Source organism: Amycolatopsis sp. NPDC050768 (genome assembly GCF_040654155.1).
GTDB lineage: Bacteria > Actinomycetota > Actinomycetes > Mycobacteriales > Pseudonocardiaceae > Amycolatopsis.
On record NZ_JBFAHL010000020.1, the window covers coordinates 72,168 to 88,283 of the forward strand.

General features: G+C 71.2%; 18 protein-coding genes. 5 read left to right on the forward strand and 13 right to left on the reverse strand.

The annotated features are described in order from the left end of the window. Positions 1-13: 13 nt before the first annotated feature. Genes AB0H62_RS40950 through AB0H62_RS40970 form a run of 5 tightly spaced genes read right to left on the reverse strand, consistent with a single transcriptional unit; the run spans position 14 to position 4,771 of the window. The gene (locus AB0H62_RS40950; protein ID WP_360591939.1) at positions 14-709 is read right to left on the reverse strand and encodes an SDR family oxidoreductase; all 696 of its coding nucleotides are present in this window, start codon (positions 707-709) and stop codon (positions 14-16) included. After that, on the reverse strand, positions 706-1,470 hold the full coding sequence (locus AB0H62_RS40955) for an SDR family oxidoreductase (RefSeq protein ID WP_220238784.1): 765 nt from the start codon (positions 1,468-1,470) through the stop codon (positions 706-708). The genes AB0H62_RS40950 and AB0H62_RS40955 overlap by 4 nt, the downstream gene beginning before the upstream one ends. Next, positions 1,463-2,842, reverse strand: a complete 1,380-nt coding sequence (locus AB0H62_RS40960) for an MFS transporter (RefSeq protein WP_360591940.1) — start codon at positions 2,840-2,842, stop codon at positions 1,463-1,465. The genes AB0H62_RS40955 and AB0H62_RS40960 overlap by 8 nt, the downstream gene beginning before the upstream one ends. Next, positions 2,839-3,729, reverse strand: coding sequence for a polysaccharide deacetylase (locus tag AB0H62_RS40965; RefSeq protein ID WP_360591941.1), 891 nt, complete (start codon positions 3,727-3,729; stop codon positions 2,839-2,841). The genes AB0H62_RS40960 and AB0H62_RS40965 overlap by 4 nt, the downstream gene beginning before the upstream one ends. 52 nt (positions 3,730-3,781) lie before the next feature. Beyond that, positions 3,782-4,771 carry an asparaginase gene (locus tag AB0H62_RS40970; protein ID WP_360591942.1) on the reverse strand — a complete coding sequence of 330 codons (990 nt, stop codon included), beginning with the start codon at positions 4,769-4,771 and terminating at the stop codon, positions 3,782-3,784. Positions 4,772-4,922: 151 nt separating this feature from the next. Here AB0H62_RS40970 and AB0H62_RS40975 point away from each other — a divergent pair, with 151 nt between their 5' ends. Then, positions 4,923-5,990, forward strand: a complete 1,068-nt coding sequence (locus tag AB0H62_RS40975; RefSeq protein ID WP_360591943.1) for a LacI family DNA-binding transcriptional regulator — start codon at positions 4,923-4,925, stop codon at positions 5,988-5,990. A 167-nt stretch (positions 5,991-6,157) separates the two neighbouring features. Here AB0H62_RS40975 and AB0H62_RS40980 read toward each other — a convergent pair whose 3' ends face one another. Further along, positions 6,158-6,751 carry a helix-turn-helix domain-containing protein gene (locus AB0H62_RS40980; protein WP_360591944.1) on the reverse strand — a complete coding sequence of 198 codons (594 nt, stop codon included), beginning with the start codon at positions 6,749-6,751 and terminating at the stop codon, positions 6,158-6,160. A gap of 152 nt (positions 6,752-6,903) precedes the next feature. On the opposite strand from AB0H62_RS40980, the gene AB0H62_RS40985 reads away from it, so the two are divergent. Continuing rightward, positions 6,904-7,281: a cupin domain-containing protein gene (locus tag AB0H62_RS40985; RefSeq protein ID WP_255637742.1), complete on the forward strand. Its 378-nt coding sequence runs from the start codon at positions 6,904-6,906 to the stop codon at positions 7,279-7,281. Between the two features lie 114 nt (positions 7,282-7,395). On the opposite strand, the gene AB0H62_RS40990 is transcribed toward AB0H62_RS40985, so the two are convergent. The 5 genes from AB0H62_RS40990 to AB0H62_RS41010 all read right to left on the reverse strand — a co-directional run bounded on the left by AB0H62_RS40990 (position 7,396) and on the right by AB0H62_RS41010 (position 12,192). Continuing rightward, positions 7,396-7,755, reverse strand: coding sequence for a DoxX family protein (locus AB0H62_RS40990; RefSeq protein ID WP_220238779.1), 360 nt, complete (start codon positions 7,753-7,755; stop codon positions 7,396-7,398). Positions 7,756-7,771: 16 nt separating this feature from the next. Beyond that, entirely contained in the window at positions 7,772-8,434 is a 663-nt protein-coding gene (locus AB0H62_RS40995; protein WP_220238778.1) for an NAD(P)H-binding protein, read from the reverse strand. A gap of 538 nt (positions 8,435-8,972) precedes the next feature. Further along, a complete protein-coding gene (locus tag AB0H62_RS41000) occupies positions 8,973-11,099 on the reverse strand; it encodes a bifunctional polysaccharide deacetylase/glycosyltransferase family 2 protein (RefSeq protein ID WP_220238777.1) in 2,127 nt (708 codons plus the stop codon). Then, positions 11,099-11,575 (reverse strand): hypothetical protein, encoded by a 477-nt coding sequence (locus AB0H62_RS41005; RefSeq protein ID WP_220238776.1) that lies wholly within the window; start codon positions 11,573-11,575, stop codon positions 11,099-11,101. Before AB0H62_RS41005 ends, AB0H62_RS41000 begins: the two co-directional genes overlap by 1 nt. Before the next feature lie 491 nt (positions 11,576-12,066). Then, positions 12,067-12,192 carry a hypothetical protein gene (locus tag AB0H62_RS41010; RefSeq protein ID WP_360591945.1) on the reverse strand — a complete coding sequence of 42 codons (126 nt, stop codon included), beginning with the start codon at positions 12,190-12,192 and terminating at the stop codon, positions 12,067-12,069. 107 nt (positions 12,193-12,299) lie between these two features. Between AB0H62_RS41010 and AB0H62_RS41015 the strand changes: the two genes are divergently transcribed. Then, positions 12,300-12,914, forward strand: coding sequence for a TetR/AcrR family transcriptional regulator (locus AB0H62_RS41015; protein ID WP_220238775.1), 615 nt, complete (start codon positions 12,300-12,302; stop codon positions 12,912-12,914). Positions 12,915-12,927: 13 nt separating this feature from the next. Here AB0H62_RS41015 and AB0H62_RS41020 read toward each other — a convergent pair whose 3' ends face one another. Further along, positions 12,928-13,890 carry a YafY family protein gene (locus tag AB0H62_RS41020; RefSeq protein ID WP_360591946.1) on the reverse strand — a complete coding sequence of 321 codons (963 nt, stop codon included), beginning with the start codon at positions 13,888-13,890 and terminating at the stop codon, positions 12,928-12,930. Between the two features lie 90 nt (positions 13,891-13,980). Here AB0H62_RS41020 and AB0H62_RS41025 point away from each other — a divergent pair, with 90 nt between their 5' ends. Then, on the forward strand, positions 13,981-14,442 hold the full coding sequence (locus tag AB0H62_RS41025) for a nucleoside deaminase (RefSeq protein WP_220238773.1): 462 nt from the start codon (positions 13,981-13,983) through the stop codon (positions 14,440-14,442). Between the two features lies 1 nt (position 14,443). Here the strand turns inward: AB0H62_RS41025 and AB0H62_RS41030 are convergent, their stop codons facing one another. Beyond that, the gene (locus AB0H62_RS41030; RefSeq protein ID WP_255637741.1) at positions 14,444-15,631 is read right to left on the reverse strand and encodes a GGDEF domain-containing protein; all 1,188 of its coding nucleotides are present in this window, start codon (positions 15,629-15,631) and stop codon (positions 14,444-14,446) included. Between the two features lie 255 nt (positions 15,632-15,886). Between AB0H62_RS41030 and AB0H62_RS41035 the strand changes: the two genes are divergently transcribed. Next, complete coding sequence (locus AB0H62_RS41035; RefSeq protein ID WP_220238771.1) at positions 15,887-16,114, forward strand: hypothetical protein; 228 nt, start codon at positions 15,887-15,889, stop codon at positions 16,112-16,114. Positions 16,115-16,116 lie beyond the last annotated feature (2 nt).

Here is a 16,116-nt window from a genome sequence, read left to right on the forward strand (position 1 = left end):
CCCGCAGGTGATTTCAGGGCATCACGTCGCCGGAGTTCGGCCCCAGCGTCTGCCCCACGAACAGGTTTCCGCCCGGATCGTCGGCCAGCAGCAGCGCCGCCGGGGCGACCTCCTGCGGGGTGCCGAACCGGCCCAGCGGCAGCTCGGCCCGCTTCGCCACCTTCCAGGCCTCGGAAATGCCGTCCACCAACGGGGTTTCGATGGGGCCGGGGGCGATGGCGTTGACCAGTACGTTGTCCGCCGCCACCTCCAGCGCCACCGCTTTGGTGAACCCGATGACCCCGGCCTTGGCCGCGCTGTAGTGGCCGAGGCCGGTGCCGCCCTTGATGCCCAGCTGCGAGGAGATGTTGATGATCCGGCCCCACCGCTGTGCCCGCATCGGCTTGACCACCTCCCGGCAACACAGGAACACCCCGGTCAGGTCGACCGCGATGGTCTCGTTCCACACCGCCAGGTCCATGTCCTCGACCGGCGACTCGGTGAGCAGACCGGCCGAGTTCACCAGGACGTCGACCACCCCGAACTCGGTGCGCACCGAGGAGAACGCCGAACGCACACTGTCCTCATCGGACACGTCCACGGCGATCACGTCGGCGCCCGCGGTCCGGTCGAGCACGGCGACGCGGTCGCCGTTGGCCCGGAACGCCGTCGCGATGGCCTGGCCGATGCCGCTGGCGCCGCCGGTGACCACGACGGTCCGGGCGGTCACGCGCGCATCCGGACGGTCAGGCCGCCGTCGACGACGATGGCCTGACCGGTCACGTAGCCGGCGGCCGGCGAGGTGAGGAAGCCGATCACGTCGGCCACCTCCTCCGGCCGGCCGACGCGGCCCCACGGAATATCGCCGCCGGCGCGCGCGAGCCCGTCCGGGCCGAGCGAGTTGACGGGGTCGAGCGACTGCGGCGTCTCGATCAGACCGGGGATCACCGCGTTGGCCCGGATCTGCCGCGGCCCGAGTTCGACCGCGACGCTGCGCACCAGGCCCAACACGCCGGCCTTGGCCGCGGCGTAGTGGGCGTGGTCCTCCCAGCCGTAGACGCCGCCGGCGATGGAGGACACCGCCACCATCGCGCCGCCCTCGCCCATCCGGGTCGAGCCGGCCCGCAGGGTGCGCAGCACGCCGGTCAGGTCGACGTCGAGCATGTCGTGCCAACGCTCGTCCGACAGGTCGGCCAGCGCGGAGTTGCGCAGGACGCCGGCGTTGGCGACCGCGTAGTCCAGCCGGCCGAACTCGTCCACCGCGCGCTGCGCGAACGCCTCCACCTGCTCGGTGCTGCGCACGTCGACCTCGTGCACCACGGCCTTCCCACCCGCCGCCTCGACCTGCCGGAGCGTCTCGGCCGGGTCGTGCGGGTCGCCGGGGAACGTGCCGATCACCGTGTGCACACCGCGGTGCGCGTAGTGCACGGCCAGCGCACGGCCGATGCCGCTGGCGGCGCCGGTGACGATCGCCGCTTTCGGCTCAGACATCCGCGTGGTCCTCTCGCAGGGCGGCGACGGGCGGTTTGGCGGCGATCATCAGCACACCGGAGACCACGGTGCCGAGCGCGCCGACCCACAGGGCCGCCGCCCCGGTGCCCGAACCCGCCGCGACCGCGGTGAACAGGGCGCCGCCGATGATCGTGCCGGGCTGGCTCATCGCGCCGATGAACGACGTGCCAGTGGCCCGGCAGCTGACCGGGTAGCACTCGGCCATGAAGTACTGGATGGCCGCGTACGGGCCGACCAGGAAGAACAACCCGGCGCCGTAGGTCAGGATGATCACGAACGAAGTGCTCGCGGCCGGGCTGAGCATCAGCGCGAAGCACAGGCCGGAGATGATCCAGCCGATGATGATGGTGCGCTTGCGGCCGATCCGGTCGCCGAGCCAGCCGTGGAACACGTATCCGAAGTAGCCGATGGCGTTGATCACGATCAGCATCCAGAACGCGCTGGACAGCGAAACGTCCTTGGCGTTCTTCAACACCGAGCTGCCCAGCACGCTGAAGATCGCGATGCCGAAGAAGTTCAGGATCCACGCCAGCGACAGCACGATCGTGTTGCGCCGGAACGCCGGTTCCCACAGCCGCTTGAGCGGCGAGGCCGAGGAGTGCTCGACGCCGTAGGACGCGGCCAGCGCGTGCGCGTCGGTCGCGCGCCCGCCCTTCTCCAGTTCGGTCAGCTTCTGGTGCAGCTCGAACTGCGGCGTCTCGCGCAGCTTGCGCCAGATCACCCACACCACGATCGCCGCCGGGACCGCGGCCATCACGTACAGCGCGCGCCAGCCCAGCGAGTCCAGGAAGACGAAGGCGAGCGCGCTGGAGAGCAGGAAGCCCAGCGGCCAGCCACCCTGGATGAACGAGTAGTAGAAACCGGGGCGCTTGCGGCGTTTCTCGTCCTCGGTGACCTGGTAGACCTCGTTCATGTAGGTCGCGTTCACCGCCTGCTCGGAGAACCCGAGCCCGCCGAACGAGCGGATGACGGTGAGGATCACGCCGCTGACCGCGCCGAGCGCGGCCGGGATCAGCGCGGTCAGGGTGGAGATGATCGCGGTGCCGCCGATGGTGGTCATCATGCCGCGGCGGCGGCCGAGCCGGTCGATGATCGGGCCGATCCCGAAGCACACGATCGCGGTGCCCACGGCGATCCACGTGTTGATCTGGTAGGCCTCGGACGCGGTCCAGCCGAACGACTCCTGCATCGCGGGCAGCAGCGTGCCGAACAGGCCGTAGTCGAACACCGCGATGGTCCAGGCGATCAGCGCCAGGACGGTGGCGGTGCGGGTGGATTTCCGGGAGAAGGCGGGGAATCTGCGCTTCTCGTCGACGGCGGGCGCCGTCAGGTCGAGGGGTTCGACGCTCACGACCCGGCTCCCTTCCGGGGGTTGCGGGCGAGGAAGGAGTCGGCGATCTGGTCGAAGGTCAGCCAGCTGACGCCATCGTGGGAGTTGATGTGGTCGATGAGCCGCTCCAGCATGAGCAGCACCTGCGGCCGCCCGGACACGTCCGGGTGGATGGTCATGGTGAAGGTGGCCTGGTCCATCTCGCGGTAGACCCAGTCGAACTGGTCCTGCCAGGTCTGGCCGAGCTCGCGCGGGCTGACGAAGCCGTGCGAGTTGGCCGACGCCTTGACGAACATCATCGGCGGCAGGTCGTCGAGGTACCAGTTCGCCGGGATCTCGACCAGGTCCGTCTCCTCGCCGCGGACCAGGGGCTTCATCCAGGTCTCGGCCGGCTGGGCGTAGTCGATCTTGGTCCAGCTGTCGCCGACCCGGACGTAGTACGGCTCGAAGTCGCGGTGCATCAGCGAGTGGTCGTACTTGATGCCGCGTTCGAGCAGGATCTCGTTGGTGACGGGGGAAAATTCCCACCACGGCGCCACGTAGCCGGTGGGCCGGCGGCCGGCGGCCTTCTCGATCAGGTCGATCGAGCGGTCCAGGATGGCCGTCTCCTGCTCGCGGGTCATCGCGATCGGGTTCTCGTGCGAGTAGCCGTGCGCACCGATCTCGTGCCCGGCGTCGACGATGGCGCGGGTCAGGTCGGGGAAGGTCTCGATGGAGTGGCCGGGCACGAACCACGTCGTGGTCAGCCCGTACCGCTCGAACAGACGCAGCAACCGCGGGCCGCCGACCTCGCCGCTGAACATCCCGCGGGAGATGTCGCAGGGCGAGTCTTCACCGCCGTAGGAGCCGAGCTGGCCGGCCACGGCATCGACGTCGATGCCGAACGCGACCTGGATGTCCTTCGTCATGAACAAGCCTTTCGTGGAGTGGGGAACAACGGATGCGGGCCGAGCAACGGAATCAGGGTTCGCCTCCCCTCCGCGCGAAGGCCGCCGCGATGTCTTCGCGGGACCACCCGAGCCGCAGGAGCAAAGACAGCAGGATGAGCGACTGGGAAGGACGTAGCAGCCCAGTCGGGATCGCGCCGGCGGCCAGCAGGTCCTTGCCGCCGCCGGCGCCGTACACCGGGACGACCGGGCCGGCCTCGACGCGAGTGCTGGTGACCACCACCAGGCCCCGCGCGGTGGCCGCGGCGACGGCCTCGCACAGCACCGGGTTGGCGTTGCCGATCCCGGTCCCCTGCAGCACGATTCCGGCCGCGCCGGCGGCCAGCGACGCGCGCAGGTGCGCCGCGTCGGCGCCCGGGTAGGACGCCACCAAGTCGACGCGGCAGCCGGCGCCGCCGTCCGGCAGCGGCAGCGGCTCGGGCCGGTCGCCGGCCCAGCCGTCGCGGCCCTCGTCGGGATTGCTGAACGCGTGGGCCAGCAGGGTTTCCGACTTGCGCACCCCGCGGGCGGCGAACACCTCGCCTGCGAAGCAGACCAGCACCCCGCGGTCGCGGGTGTCGGGCGTGCCCGCAAGGGCCAGGGCGCGGGCCAGGTTGTCCGGGCCGTCCGGGTTGGGCGCGTCCGCGGCCCGCTGCGCGCCGGTGAACACCACCGGGCGCGGGTCCGCGTGCACGAGGTCGGCGAGGAACGCCGTCTCCTCCATGGTGTCGGTGCCGTGCGTGACCACGACGCCGACCACCGCGGGGTCAGCCAGCGCTTCACGGATCCGGGCGCAGACTAGCAGCATGTCGTCCACGTCGAGCATGTACGAACCGACCCGCAGCACGTCGACCACGCGCACTGGCAGCGAGTGCGGCCCGCCGGTGCTGCGCAGCAGGTCGTCGGCGCCGTCCGAGGCGACGGCGGCGCCGTCCAGCTCCGCACGGCTGCGGGAGGAGATCGTGCCGCCGGTCGCGAGCAGCACGACGTGCTCACCTCGTTCCCTCGTCCGGCCGGTCGTCACGAACGCTCTACCTCCGTCGTTACCTGGTCGTTTCCGAACCCAATCGTTTGGGTTACGGTGCCCGTGGCGTACCCAAACGATTGGGTACGATGGCTGCGGACTGTACGGTGTGCGTCGAATCGGGGTCAATACCCCGCGGAGAGGTGGGGGCTTGCCCAGGGCGAAGGCTGCGCGGGAAGGCGATGGCACGGCCGCCGGAGACGGGGCGGCCGTCGAGCACGTGCCGACCTTGAAGGATCTGGCCCAGCAGCTGGGCATCCACCCGTCGACCGTGTCCCGTGTGCTGCACTCCGATCCGGAATCGGCACGCGGCGCGGCGTCGGACGCCACCGCGCGCCGGATCCGGGAGCTCGCCGCCGAGCTCGGCTACTCCCCCGACCCGCAGGCGTCCGGCCTGCGCACGCGCCGCACGCGGCTGCTCGGCGTGGTCGTGCCACGGCTGTCCGACCTCGTGCTGGCCGTGATGTACGAGGGAGTCGAAGCCGAAGCGGCGACCATCGGTTACTCCTCGTTCGTCACCAACTCCCGCGACGACGTGGACGAGCAGCGCCGCAAGGTCGAGCTGATGCTCGCCCGCCGCGTCGACGGGCTGATCATCGGCGACCGGCACCTGGACGTCGACGTGGTGCTGTCCGACCTGCGCCGCCGGGCCGTGCCGTTCGTGCTCATGAACCGCCACCACCCCGAGATCCCGTCCGCCACCTGCGACGACACCCGCGGCGGCGAACTGGTCGCCGAACACCTGTGGGACAAGGGACACCGCGACGTCTGCGTGATCGCCGGCGAGGCCTACGCGACCACCGGCGTGGACCGCACCGCCGGCTTCGTCCACCGCTGGCGTGAACTCGGCGGCGACATCGCCGCCGACGACATCGTGCTGTCCCGCTTCGACACCCAGGGCGGCCGGGAAGCCGCCGAGCAGATCCTCGCCTCGGGCCGCCGCCCGTCGGCGTTGTTCGCGGTCAACGACTTCGCCGCGATCGGCGCGATGGGCGCGCTGCGCTCCCACGGCCTCACCGTGGGCCGCGACTGCGCGGTCGTCGGGTTCAACGACACCTCGCTGGCCGCCGAGCTGCCGATCCCGCTGTCCTCTGTGCGCTCCCCGATGTTCGAGATCGGCCAGGCCGCCGTGCGTCTCCTGCACGCCGTCATGCACGGCGAACCCGCCGAGTCCGCCCGCCTCACCCCGACCCTCCAAGTCCGCGAAAGCAGCAGCTGACCACCGCGACAGGCCGCAGCCTTGGCAAGAACCGAAATCGGGCGTGGGCGTCGGCGATCCGCCCGCTGAGGTAGGTCGCGTTGGCCAAGATGAGCTGCACGGTGCCGGGATCGTGCTCGGTCGTGTGCGACGCCGCCGATGAACTGGCCGCCGGCTGAGGCGTTTGCTCAGCGCGCGCCGGTCGGTGGGCGCAGCCCGTCGAGCACGATCTCGAGCAAGCGCCGCCAGTCGCCGGCTTCGCTGCGGATGGTCGCCGAGACCGACCCGACGATCATGTACACGTCCGCGACCGTGCAGTCGTCGCGGAGCGTGCCGGCCCCCCGGTCGCGCTCGATGAGCTCACCGACGACGGTTTCGAGTTGGGCGCGGGTCTCGCCTCGCGGTTCACTGCTCGCCGACTGCCGCGCGCCCTCGATCGACTCGGAGAGTCCGCGGTCGGCGGCCAGCACCTCGCCGACGTGGTGGAGGTAGCCGGCCAGCGCGTGTCCTGGTTCGGCGCGCAGGCATCGGGTGCGGGCGAACTCCTCGATCTCGGCGAAGCGCAGTTCGGCCGCGGCCTCGACGAGGTCACGCTGGGTGGGGAAATGGCGATACACCGTGCCGGTGCCGACTCCGGCAGCGCGAGCTACTTCGGGTAGTTGCACCTCGCTGCCGTGCTCGGCAAGCAGGGTGCGGGCGACCGCAAGAATCCGGGCGCGGTTACGCGCGGCGTCGGCTCGCGGCTTGCGCGGTGGCGAACTTGACAACTGCGTTCTCTCCACGGATACACTCAGTAATACGGAGTCGGAGTCCGGTTCCGATTCTTGGCAGATGGAGGGTATCACCCATGCCCGACGATCGTTTTTTTCTGCTCGAACCCGGCGAGGTACGCCCAGGGCGCGTACCACTGCCTCCGGCCTTCGCGGTGAAGGCCATGACCAGCGATACCGAAGGCCGGTTCTCGCTGCTGGAGGTGGTTCTCGCCCGCGACATCCCGCGGCACACGCACCACGTCGCGGACGAGTGCATCTACGTACTGGACGGTGAGCTCGGCGTCGACTTCGACGACCGTGTGTTCACCGCGACGAAAGGCATGTTCGTCCTGCTGCCGCACGGGGTCCCGCACGCACTGCGCCGCGTGTCGTCGCCACCGCCGCGATTGCTGCAGATCTCGTCACCGGGCGGCTGGGAGTGCTACCTGGAGGACCTGTTCGAAGCCGGCCCGGCGGTGCTGACCGACGGGGCGCTGGACCCGCGGAAGATCAACCCCATCGCCGCCGAGTACGACATCCGCTACGAGGAGCCCGCGTAGGCGATGGGCCGCTCCGGCCGCGTGCAGCGACGTGTCTGCCGCGGCCGGGCAGGCCCGGCTCGTCGCGAGGCCGGCCGGTGCCTGACGTCGGACCGGCCGCACGGCCAGCGCGGGTCAAGCGGCCTGCAGGCCCAGCAGCAGGGCGGCGACGTTGAGCAGCAGGAAGGCGACGGCAAGCCCGAACTGCGCGGTGTAGTCACGTGCGCGGGTGTGGGTGTAGAGGGCGCAAACGAAGAACAGCACGAGGCCGATCGCGGCCGCCCGGCCCACTTGCGGGACGCCCAGGACCCCTGCCGGCAACCCGACCGCGCCGGCGGTCTTGAGCGTGCCGATCGGGAACGTCAGCCAGGACTCCGGCACCCCGGCGCGGGTCATGCCCGGCAGGATGGGTCCGAAGTGGAGCAACGCGGCGATGCCGGAGAAACCGTTGCACAGCACGGCGATCAGAGTCACGACGAGGAAAGTGGTGGACATCGGGGACGCTCCAGGGTCAGTACGCGACGGCGATCGAGTGCCCCACGGTCTCGGGCATCCCGAGGCACGCGAGCACGAAGTGGGCGGCATCGGCCCGTGCGATGCGGTAGCCGCGCGGGACGCTCTGCTCGCAGGACGTCCGGTAGTGCCCGGTGGGCGGCCGATTGGTGAGCACCGGCAGCTGCACCGACGTCCAGTCGGGCCCGCTGGCGCGCAGGTCGTCCTCCATCCGCGCCACGTCGGCGTAGTGCCGGCCCAGGCGCAGCCGCGCGAGGGGGCTCAGCACGGTCCGCACAAAGACCCCCACGCCGGGGTCGCCCGGCGGGTGCGGCCGTGCGGGTGTCGGCAGCGCGAGCACCCCCGCGACGCTGACGACGACGAGCCGGCGCACGCGCGCCGCCCGCATTGCCGTGACGATGGCGCGCGTGCCGCGCGAGACGATGCCGTACTCGGCCGCCTTGCGCGGCCCCAGCCCGGAAAGCACGGCGTCCGCGCCCGCCACGGCCGCCTCGAGGACTGCCGGGTCGGGGTCGTTCAGGTCCGCGACGACGGTGCGCACAGATGCGCGGAGCGCGCCGGGGTCGCGGACGACGGCGGTGACGTCGTGACCGGCGGCCACGGCTCGGTCGAGCACGTGGCCGCCGGTACCCCCGGTCGCGGCGAAGAGCGTGAGTCTCATGACGGGCATCCCCGAGCCTGAGTTCGTGCCATACGATTATCATATCATATGAGTTACGTACTATCCGGTCATCCGCGCCAGGCCCATCGCCGGCGGCGTTCGACGTTGGCCGTCAAGGAGTCGTTGCGCGAGCTGCGCACCCAGCTGTCGCTGTTCCACCACCAGGTCGGCGGACGGCGCACGGCGGCTGGATCGTGCGCGGGCGCAACGGGAGCTGTTCCGGCTCCACGCCGGGAGGAACACGGCGATGGCCGAGATCCTCGCGGACTACAGCGAGGCCGAACCCGAGCTGCTCGCCGGGTTCCTGCGGCACACCAGAGCCGCCACGCGACCGACGACCTGTCCCGCAACTGAGCCGGCCTCGAGACGCGGTTGCTCGATCACCAGGCCGCACCCGGGACCGGAGTTCACTGATGGCCGGCGGCGGGGGCTCCTTCGACGTGCGCACTGAGACGATCACGGCGCAGGGGTGGGGCCTCCTGCTGACGAGCCGTGAGCGAAGCTCACGGATCCCGGACCCACCGCGATGCGGTGCCCGCTACGAGCCGCCGGGCAGGTTCGCAGCGTCGGCGTCGAGGCCGGTGCGCTGAAGCTTCTGCCACGGCAGCTGCGCCCCGGCGAGCGCGGTCACCACGGACTGCACGACGACGAGGTACATCAGCTGCCGGTACACGAACTGCTGAAGGGGAAGCAGCAACAGCGAACGCAGGCGCTCACCGTCGAGCCGGAACGCGATCCCCGCGGGTATCGCTTGCAGCGCCAGGAAAACCAGCCAGTACGCGCCGACGGCGAGCCCGTCGCTGGTGAGGATCGCGAAGAGCGCGGCGGCGTCCACGAGAGGCGCCAGCACCGGGAGCAGCACCTGGAACAGCAGCAGGTACGGCAGGCCACGCCGGCCCAGGCGGCCGGCAGCACCGCGTTCGAGCACGGCACGGCGGTGCTTCCACACCGCCTGCAGCGTCCCGTAGCACCACCGGTACCGCTGCTTCCACAGCTGCCCGAGCGTCGTCGGCGCCTCGGTCCAGGCCCGCGCCTCCTGCTCGTAGACGACCCGCCAGCCGGCGCGTTCCATGGCCATGGTCAGATCCGTGTCCTCGGCCAGCGTGTCGACGGGAATGCCGCCGAGCCGCAGCACCGCGGACCGGCGGAAGGCCCCGATCGCGCCCGGCACGGTCGGCATGCACTGCAGCACGTCGTAGAGCCGGCGGTCGAGGTTGAACCCGATGACGTACTCGATGTGCTGCCACTGCCCGAGCAGGCCGCGGCGGTTGCCGACCTTCGCGTTGCCGGACACCGCCCCGATCCCGGGGTCGGCGAAGTGCTGGACCAAGGTGCGCACGGTGCCGGGTTCCAGCACCGTGTCTCCGTCGACGAGCACCACGAGGTCCGTGCTCGCCGCGGCGATGCCGGCGTTGAGCGCCGCGGCCTTCCCCGCGTTCGCCTGGCGGATCAGCCGGACGCGCCGGCCGACGTACTTCTCGACGAGTTCGGCGGTGCCGTCGGTCGACCCGTCGTCGACGACGATCAGCGCGACGCGGTGGTCGGAGGCGAGGACCGAGCGGATCGTGGCCTCGATCCCGGCCCGCTCGTTGTAGGCGGGGACGATGACGGTCACCGGTGCGGTGACGGCGCCGAGCCTCCTCGACCGGCGCCGCCGGACGTGCATCGCGGTGGTGATCAGCGTGACCAAGGTGCGCAGCCCGGCGAGCACACCGGCGACGATCAGCAGCACGGTCAGCGCACTCGCGACCACGCCGCTGGCCTGCACCGCGCCGATCAGCAGCCAGCCGGCCGCTCGCTGGCCGAAACCGGCGGGAGCCCCGGCCGAGCCGAGACCGACCGCGGCGCTCACCGGACCCAGCCGCCACCCCTTGGCCTGCAGCTCCGGGATCAGCCGGTCGAGCGCGGCGACGGTCTGCGAACGATCACCGCCCGCGTCGTGCATGAGCAGGACGGTTCCCCGATCGTCCTTCGGGGTCGAGTTCGCGACGATCGAAGCGATCCCGGGCCGCTGCCAGTCTTCGGAGTCCGTGTCGGAGAGCACAGCGATCTTGCCGTCGGCGCCGATCCGCTGGATCGACGCCCAGGCCGGGTTGTCGATCGAAGCGGGCGTGGCGGAGTACGGCGGACGGACCAACGCCGGGGACTTCCCGGCCGCACCGGCCACGGCGAGATCGGTGAAGCGCAGCTCGAGCTGCGTACGCAGGTCGCTGGCCGAACGGAGATCGACGTGGGTGGCCGTGTGGTTGCCGATGTCGTGACCGTGAGCCGCGATGTCGCGCACCAGCCCCGGGTACTCGGCCGCGTGCCCGCCGGTGACGAAGAACGTGGCCTTGACGTGATAGCGGTCGAGAACGGCGAGGACCGCCGGAGTCCAGGTCGGGTCGGGTCCGTCGTCGAAGGTCAGGGCCAGCGTCTTGTCCGGCGGGCGCCGCACGTCCGGCGAGCCGTTGCGGTCATCGATCAGGGAGCCGCCGGTGCGCACCTCGTCGGGCACGCCTGACGAGGTCATCTGGGGCGCGGTCTCGTCGCTGTGGAACTCCCCCAGAACCACGGCGTGCAGCGCGAGCAGGCCGACGACGGCGGCCAGCACCACGATCAGCAGGAACCAGTGCGCGCGTGGGGCCGGAGCGCCTCTCCGCGGCCGGTGGCGGCCGGTGGCCATCAGGGCCGCGGCTTCTTGCTGTGGTCAGCCTGACCCGGTGGTGTGTCCGGGGCGTGGGTATTGCGGTGGTCGGGGCCTGAAACCGTCTCGGCGGGCGGCTGCCCGGTGGTGGCCGAGGGCACCCCGCCGGTGTCGACCGGACCGGCGCCGCCACGGCCAGGGGTGGAGTCGGCCCTGGATTCCGGTGCCGGCGAGGCGTCGGTCGTGGTGCTCTGCTCCGGCGGATCCGCGGGCGTGGTCGCGACGTCGGTGTGCCCGGGGCCGAGCTGCGTGATCGGGACGAGCAGCGGCGCCGGAACCGGGGCACCCAGCAACGCGGCGACCAGAACCGCGACGTACCCGATCGTCAGAACCCCTCCGCCGACGGCCACTCGGCGGAAGATCTTCCGCCGCCGCCCCGTCGCGTCCACGAACACCGGCGAATCCGCTGCCGTGTCTGCGGCGTCATCGTTCAATAGATCAACCGGTTCGGGCATGCTTCACTCCATCGGCGGGGACGCCCACCTAAACACACCACGATCCGTGATCGAACCACGATCCGCGTTGCGGCAGGCAATCTCACACACCGATCAAGCCGAAACCTTGGTAGGGCGTCACTCCGGCGACGAACCGGGCGCCGGGCTTACGGCCTGCCGCACGGACAGGGACGTGAGGCGGCGAGCCCGCCCCTGGCGAGCTACCGCGGTGCTACGCCTCGACCAGGCCAAGGATTATCGAACCAAACGAAAATCCGGCCGCAAACGTCAAGAAGCCTCGCCGTCATCAGAGCCTTCGCCGCGAATTGTCGTATCAACAGCTCCGATATCAACCAGGTCGCGTCCACGACCGGAGACGACCCCACCTCGATACGCTCTTGATCCGCCTCGACACCGAGACGGCCTGCCGCCGCGGCGGGGCCCTCGCCCTGTGTCCTGCGTCCTGTCGATCTCAACCACACGAACTCCACGGTTCGGCTGCACGAGAAGGGTCACGCCTTGCCCACCGGCCCGGAGCCCGTACCTCCGGACGACAGGACGCGGCTGACCAGCACGAAAACCAGCTGCCTTCCGCGGGTCTGGACCTTGATGTCCGCCAGGGGTTTCAGGTACGGCATCCCAGAATCGGGGAATAGTCACCGGATCCCTGCACAAAGCAACCGCTTAGACTGGGTGGACGGTTCACGCCCGCCGGGCGCGGCAGCAGATCTGGGAGGATCGCCGGATGACGACTTCGCTCTCGGCCGAGCTGTGGCCCGACGTGCAGCCCGAGACCGCGCGCCGGCTGATGCTGGCCGGGGTGGAGTCCTTCGCGAAGCGCGGGTACCACGCCACGACCACGCGGGACATCGCCAGCGCCGCGGGAATGAGCCCCGCCGCGTTGTACGTGCACTTCCCGTCGAAGGCGGCGCTGCTGTTCGAGATCAGCCGCAGCGGCCACGAGCAGACGCTGGCCCTGGTGGAGAACGCCCTGGAGAAGGCCGAGGACCCGGTCGAGCGCATCCGGCTCGTGGTCGAGGACTTCGTGGCCTGGCACGCGCGGCGCCACACCGTGGCGCGGGTGGTGCAGTACGAGCTCAACGCACTGCCGGAGAAGGAGTTCGAGGTCGTCACGGAGCTGCGGCGGCGCATCGAGCGCATCGTGCGCGACGTGATCGCCGCGGGCGCCGAGTCCGGTGCGTTCTCCGTGACCGATTCGCATACGGCGGCGCGCGCGGTGCTGTCGCTGGGTGTCGACGTGGCCCGCTGGTACAGCGAGCGCACGCGCCAGACGCCGGCCGCGCTTGGCAAGGAGTACAGCGAGCTGGTGCTGCGGATGCTCGGCACGCGAACAGCCTGACCCCTCGACCGGCTCAGCTGCGCGCCGCCGCCGAGGCGAAGCGTTCCGCGATGCGCGCCAGCCGGTCGAGCAGGCCGGGCGGCGCGTCTTCCACGACGAAGTCGTAGTCCCACTGCGCGAGGTAGAACGGCGCCGCGGCGAGGTCGGTCGCGCCGGTGCGCAGCCGGCACGTGTGCTCGTCCACGTGCTCGACGGTGCCGGCGGTCGGCGGCACGCGGGCCGCGAGCACCTCCGCAGGCACCGACACGAGCAGGGACATCTGGTGTGCGTACGGCGCCGAAGAGATCGCCTGCGACACGTACGCGGCGAGGTCTTCCGCGGGCGGTTCGCGCGGCGTGAAGCGGAACCCGGGCGCCGGCACACCTTCGATGCGGTCGACGCGGAACGTACGCCAGCCGTCGCGGCCCAGGTCGTAGGCGACGAGGTACCAGCGACGACCCGTGTGGACCAGGCGCAGGGGCTCGACGTCGCGTTCGGTGACCTGGCCGGTGTGGTTGGCGTAGGTGAAGCGCACCCGCTCGTGGTCGCGGCAGGCCGACGCGATCACGGTGAGCACCTCGGCGTCGATGACCGGTCCCCCGCCACCGAGCTGCAGCATCGCCGAGCCCATGGCGCTCACGCGGTGGCGCAGCCGCGCGGGCAGCACCTGCTCGAGCTTGGCCAGCGCCCGCACCGACGTCTCCTCGATGCCCGACACCGTGCCGTTCGCCGCCGTCCGCAGCCCGACCGCGACGGCCACGGCCTCGTCGTCGTCCAGCAGCAACGGTGGCAGCGCGGCGCCGGCCCCCAGCCGGTAGCCACCCGCGACCCCCGGCGTCGCGTGCACCGGGTAACCGAGGCCACGCAGGCGCTCGACGTCGCGGCGGACCGTGCGCACGTCGACGCCGAGCCGGTCGGCCAGGTCCGGCCCCGGCCAGTCGCGGCGGGCCTGCAGCAGGGACAACAGGCGCAGCAGCCGCTCCGAGGTTCCGTACATGCGGGCCACTCTGCCAGACATCGCGGACAGGATCTGTCCTCGATGTCCGTGGACTTGCCTTCCGCGAGCGGGGCCGGTGAAGTGTGGGCCATGCAGATCGATCCGCACGCGTTGCTCGCCGTCGCCCGTGAGGAGGCCGAGCTCGGGAAGGCCGAGGGCGGCGTGCCGATCGGCGCGGCCCTCTTCGACCACTCCGGCAAGCTCCTCGGCCGCGGCCACAACCGCCGGGTGCAGGACGGCGACCCGTCGCTGCACGCGGAGACCACGGCGTTCCGCAACGCCGGGCGCCGCCCCCACTACCGCGACACGATCATGGTCACCACGCTCTCGCCGTGCTGGTACTGCAGCGGCCTCGTGCGCCAGTTCGGCATCCCGCGGGTGATCATCGGCGAAGCCAAGACCTTCTCCGGCGGCCACGACTGGCTCGCCGAGCACGGCGTGCGCATCGACGTCCTCGACGACCCCGCGTGCACGGCGCTGATGGAGGAGTTCATCGAGACTCGGCCGCAGCTGTGGTTCGAGGACATCGGCGTCCCGTCCACTTCGGACTGACCTACTGCGCTTCCGAAGCACCGGCACACACGGTCCGGTTGCGACCGCCGGCTTTCGCGCGCCGCACGGCTTTCACAGCGGCCGCGAAGACCGCGTCCGCCGTGTCGGCGTCAGTGGAACGGGAGGCGACGCCGACGGACACGGTCGCCCACGCGAACTGCGGGCTGCCGTAGGGCGCCTTCAACGCGACGGCTGTCGAGGCGACTCGCAAGCGGATGCGTTCGGCGATGGCGAGCGCGTCGAACGGCTTGGTGCCGGGGAGGAACACGGCGAACTCGCCACCACCGGAGCGCCCCACGAGGTCGGCGGAGCGGACTTCGTCGCGCAACGCGTCGGCGATGGCCCGCAGCACGGCATCGCCGACGCGGCGGCCGTGGCGGGCGTTGACGTCGCCGAACCGGTCGAGGTCGAGCACCAGCACGGAGTACGCCGGGGCCGGCTGCACACGGACGGCGTCCCACCAGGCGGAAGCTGTGAGGGCGCCGGTGCCCGCGTCCGCCGTCGGCTCGGCGCGCGAGGTGGCGCCGACGCCGCCGCGGTGCAGCACCACGAGCGCCGCGGCGAGCAGTGGCACGACGAGCGGCGAATCCACCACGGCCCAGGCGAGTGCGATACCCAATCCGACCATCGCGACGTCGAACAGCAGCCCCGCCACACCCTGCCGGTAGCCCCGCACAACCCCGGTCAGCGCCGCGTCGACGAGCGTGAACACGACGGCCGCGACCACTAGCAGTCCCATCAAGCGGACATCGCCCAGCGAGCTCGGCGGGACGGGCACCGTCACGGCGAGGAACCGGCCGACGAGCAGCACGGCCAGCGCCGTCGCGGCCACCTCGAACACCTGCCGGTACGGCGCGCGCCGCCGCACGCGCAGCCACCGGTGCGCGCCCGAGACCACCGCGAGCACCACGGCGGGCACCGGCGGCAGCACCACCGCGCCGGCGAACACCCACGGCGTGCCGAAACCCGGGCCCAGCAACGTTTCCCCGCGTCCGCGTTCGGCCGAGCGGCTCAGTTCCGCGCTCACCAACAGCCCCGCGACCAGCACGGCGAACCGCGCGGAACCCGTGAGCGGCAAGGGAACCAGCACCGCCACGGCGATGGTCGCGGCCAGCGCCACCACATCCACGCACACCACGAACGCCGCCAGCGCGCGGGTGCGCACGCGCCACAGCTCCCAGTTCGCCACAGCGACAGGAAACCGGCGCCGGCGACCCCCTCCGGCCGTCGCCGGATCCCCCACCATTTCGGCAAAATAGCCGGTTCACCGCGGTTGCGGCACCTCCTTAAGTGGGCAGGTGCTTCAGAGCCGCGATGCCGCGCGGATGGGTCCCGGACGCGGTGAGAGTGATCACCGGGCCGCGGTGGTCAGCCGGCGGGGTGCTCGGAAAACCGTCCGATCGAAGCCGATCACGGTTTCGGACCGACGAGAAGAAGAGCTTCCATGAACACCATTCGCCGCATCGTGGCCGCCGGCGCGATCGCCTCGGCCGACACATTCACCGATACGAACGTCGCCGCCGGGACCGACGGCAACGGCGCGCCCCACCACCGCGTTTCCCGCTCACCGGAACCCCGGGAATTCACCGGCGCGATACCCGCTGTCCCGAACCGCGTCACGACCGGCGTGTCTACTGAGCCGTCCTTTCACCCAGACCAGACAGCGGGGTAGCT

Excerpts from the sequence above, each read along its gene's own strand:
- AB0H62_RS40955 (WP_220238784.1), bottom strand. The coding sequence starts at position 1,470 with ATGTCTGAGCCGAAAGCGGCGATCGTCACCGGCGCCGCCAGCGGCATC.
- AB0H62_RS40965 (WP_360591941.1), bottom strand. The coding sequence starts at position 3,729 with ATGACGAAGGACATCCAGGTCGCGTTCGGCATCGACGTCGATGCCGTG.
- AB0H62_RS40985 (WP_255637742.1), top strand. The coding sequence starts at position 6,904 with ATGACCAGCGATACCGAAGGCCGGTTCTCGCTGCTGGAGGTGGTTCTC.
- AB0H62_RS40990 (WP_220238779.1), bottom strand. The coding sequence starts at position 7,755 with ATGTCCACCACTTTCCTCGTCGTGACTCTGATCGCCGTGCTGTGCAAC.
- AB0H62_RS40995 (WP_220238778.1), bottom strand. The coding sequence starts at position 8,434 with ATGAGACTCACGCTCTTCGCCGCGACCGGGGGTACCGGCGGCCACGTG.
- AB0H62_RS41000 (WP_220238777.1), bottom strand. The coding sequence starts at position 11,099 with ATGGCCACCGGCCGCCACCGGCCGCGGAGAGGCGCTCCGGCCCCACGC.
- AB0H62_RS41005 (WP_220238776.1), bottom strand. The coding sequence starts at position 11,575 with ATGCCCGAACCGGTTGATCTATTGAACGATGACGCCGCAGACACGGCA.
- AB0H62_RS41010 (WP_360591945.1), bottom strand. The coding sequence starts at position 12,192 with ATGCCGTACCTGAAACCCCTGGCGGACATCAAGGTCCAGACCCGCGGA.
- AB0H62_RS41015 (WP_220238775.1), top strand. The coding sequence starts at position 12,300 with ATGACGACTTCGCTCTCGGCCGAGCTGTGGCCCGACGTGCAGCCCGAG.
- AB0H62_RS41020 (WP_360591946.1), bottom strand. The coding sequence starts at position 13,890 with ATGTACGGAACCTCGGAGCGGCTGCTGCGCCTGTTGTCCCTGCTGCAG.
- AB0H62_RS41025 (WP_220238773.1), top strand. The coding sequence starts at position 13,981 with ATGCAGATCGATCCGCACGCGTTGCTCGCCGTCGCCCGTGAGGAGGCC.
- AB0H62_RS41035 (WP_220238771.1), top strand. The coding sequence starts at position 15,887 with ATGAACACCATTCGCCGCATCGTGGCCGCCGGCGCGATCGCCTCGGCC.